We start from the raw sequence: 2,634 nt of genomic DNA, 5'->3' as shown, positions 1-2,634 counted from the left end.
GCCCGCAGCCGCGGCAGCGGCCGCCCCGGCAGCCGCAGCTCCGGCAGCCGCCGCAGCGGCCTCCGCGCCCGCACCCGTTCCCAACAAAGGCGACACCGCCTGGATGATGGTTTCCACGCTGCTGGTCATCATGATGACCGTGCCCGGCCTGGCGCTGTTCTACGGCGGCCTGGTCCGCAGCAAGAACATGCTGTCGGTGTTGATGCAGGTCATGGTGACCTTCTCGATGATCGTCGTGCTCTGGTTCATCTACGGCTACAGCCTGGCTTTCACCGAAGGCAACGCCTTCTTCGGCGGCTTCGACCGGCTCTTCATGAAGGGCATCTGGGACAACGTCGCGGGCACTTTCGCCAACGGCGCGACCTTCAGCAAGGGTGTCGTGATCCCCGAGATCGTGTTCGCCGCCTTCCAGGCCACCTTCGCCGGCATCACCTGCGCGCTGATCGTCGGCGCCTTCGCCGAACGCATCAAGTTCTCCGCCGTGCTGCTGTTCATGGCCATCTGGTTCACCTTCAGCTACGCACCGATTGCCCACATGGTCTGGTTCTGGATGGGCCCTGACGCCTACACCGGCAAGGAAGTCGCCGACGCCATGAGCGCCAAGGGTGGCTACATCTGGCAAATGGGCGCCCTGGACTTCGCGGGCGGCACCGTGGTGCACATCAATGCCGCTGTCGCCGGCCTGGTCGGCGCCTTCTGCATCGGCAAACGCATCGGCTACGGCAAGGAAGCCATGGCGCCTCACAGCCTGACCCTGACCATGGTTGGCGCTGCACTGCTGTGGGTCGGCTGGTTCGGCTTCAACGCCGGCTCCGCCCTGGAAGCCAACGGTTTCGCCGCCCTGGCCTTCATCAACACCCTGGGCGCCACGGCAGCCGCCGTGCTGGCCTGGTGCGTCGGTGAAGCGCTGATGCGCGGCAAGGCTTCCATGCTGGGTGCCGCATCCGGCGCCGTCGCCGGCCTGGTGGCCATCACCCCCGCGGCCGGCAACGTCGGCATCGGCGGCGGCCTGATCATCGGCCTGGTCGCCGGCTTCGCCTGCCTCTGGGGCGTGAACGGCCTGAAGAAACTGCTGGGCGCCGACGACTCGCTGGACGTGTTCGGCGTGCACGGTGTGGGCGGTATCCTGGGCGCGCTGCTGACCGGCGTGTTCAACTCGCCGGCCCTGGGCGGCCCGAGCTTTGTGGGCGACTGGGTCACTGCCACGGCCGTGACGCCTGACGCGTACACCATCGCCGGCCAGGTCTGGATCCAGGCCAAGGCCGTGCTGATCACCATCGTCTGGTCCGGTGTGGTCTCCTTCATCGCCTACAAGGTGGTTGACCTGACCATCGGCCTGCGTGTCAGCGAAGAAGACGAGCGCGAAGGCCTGGACATCACGTCCCACGGCGAAACGGCTTACAACCGCTGATGACGCGACGGGCAGGGCAGCCCTCAGAGGCGGCCCTGACCCTTCCGATATTGAATTTTTACTGAGAGTCTCCTTTGGATGTTCAGCCCGCCGGCGCAAGCCGGTGGGCTGTTTTTTTTGGGGGGAGCGTTAAAGTGGCGGTTGTTCACACCCAAGCGAAGGCACCTTCATGACCTGGCAAACCCTTGCTGCACCGCCCTGTGGATTGGGCGAGTCGCCGTTCTGGCATCCCGACGAACAGATGCTCTACTGGATCGACATCCCCGGCAGGCAGATTCACCGCTGCAACGTTTTTATGGGCACGGTCCAGAGCTGGGCCATGCCCTCGGAGCCCGGCAGCATCGCGCCGGCGCGCACGAACGGCAGCAACAGCGGCCTGGTGGTCGCGCTGCGTGACGGCATTTACCGCGCCAAGGAATGGGGCAGTGAACTGCGGCAGCTGATGCAGGCCGACCACGACACGGCGACCACACGCTTCAACGACGGCAAGGCCGACCCGCTGGGCCGCTTCTGGGCCGGCACCATGTACGAACCGCGCGACAAGGCCACGGCCGCGCTGTTCTCGCTCGACTGCCGCGGCGGCCGCGCACCCGTGCTCGAGCGCAAGGCCGGCGATGCCGTCATCGCCAACGGCCTGGCCTGGTCGCCCGATGCCGCCACCGTTTACTGGACAGACACGCCGCGCCACGTCATCCGCGCCTGGAACTGGGACAGCGCCAGTAACGCGATGACGCAAGCCCGCGTGTTCGCGCAGTGGCCCGGCAAGCCCGAAGGCTGGTTGCCCGGCATGGCCGGCTACGGCGGCCGTCCCGACGGCGCGGCGGTCGACGTCCAGGGCAATTACTACGTCGCCATGTTTGAAGGCGGGCGGCTGCTCAAGCTGTCACCCGCCGGGACGCTGCTGGCCGAGATCGCCGTGCCGGCGCGCTGCCCCACCATGCCCTGCTTCGGCGGCGACGACCTCAAGACCCTGTACCTCACGACCGCGCGCTACAACCGGCCCGCGCAGGAATTGCAGGACTTTCCCGATTCGGGCTGTGTGTTTTCCATGCAGGTCGACGTTCCCGGCCTGCCCGTGAACTTCTTCCAGGACTGATTCCCTGCCGGCGGCCGAAAAATCCGAACAAGCCGCGTTCAAAAAAATCAAACCGCCACCCGCGGCCGCCGCTTACCATCGTGGCAATGCTTCCAGATACCGACATCAGCGCCGCGCTGGCCGAGCG

General features: G+C 66.5%; 2 protein-coding genes. Both read left to right on the top strand.

From position 1 onward, the window contains the following. On the top strand, positions 1–1,411 hold a 1,411-nt coding region (locus AC1D1F_RS24705; protein WP_477700882.1), incomplete at its 5' end, for an ammonium transporter. Positions 1,412–1,580: 169 nt separating this feature from the next. After that, positions 1,581–2,507: an SMP-30/gluconolactonase/LRE family protein gene (locus tag AC1D1F_RS24700; RefSeq protein WP_477679067.1), complete on the top strand. Its 927-nt coding sequence runs from the start codon at positions 1,581–1,583 to the stop codon at positions 2,505–2,507. Positions 2,508–2,634: the final 127 nt, after the last annotated feature.

This window comes from Polaromonas sp. P1_H6, from assembly GCF_056405195.1.
Note: the sequence above shows the minus strand (reverse complement) of the source record. Positions and strands in the feature narration are given on the sequence as shown.

Bases quoted from the DNA above. Each gene is read 5' to 3' on its own strand.
- AC1D1F_RS24700 (WP_477679067.1), top strand. From the start codon at position 1,581: ATGACCTGGCAAACCCTTGCTGCACCGCCCTGTGGATTGGGCGAGTCG.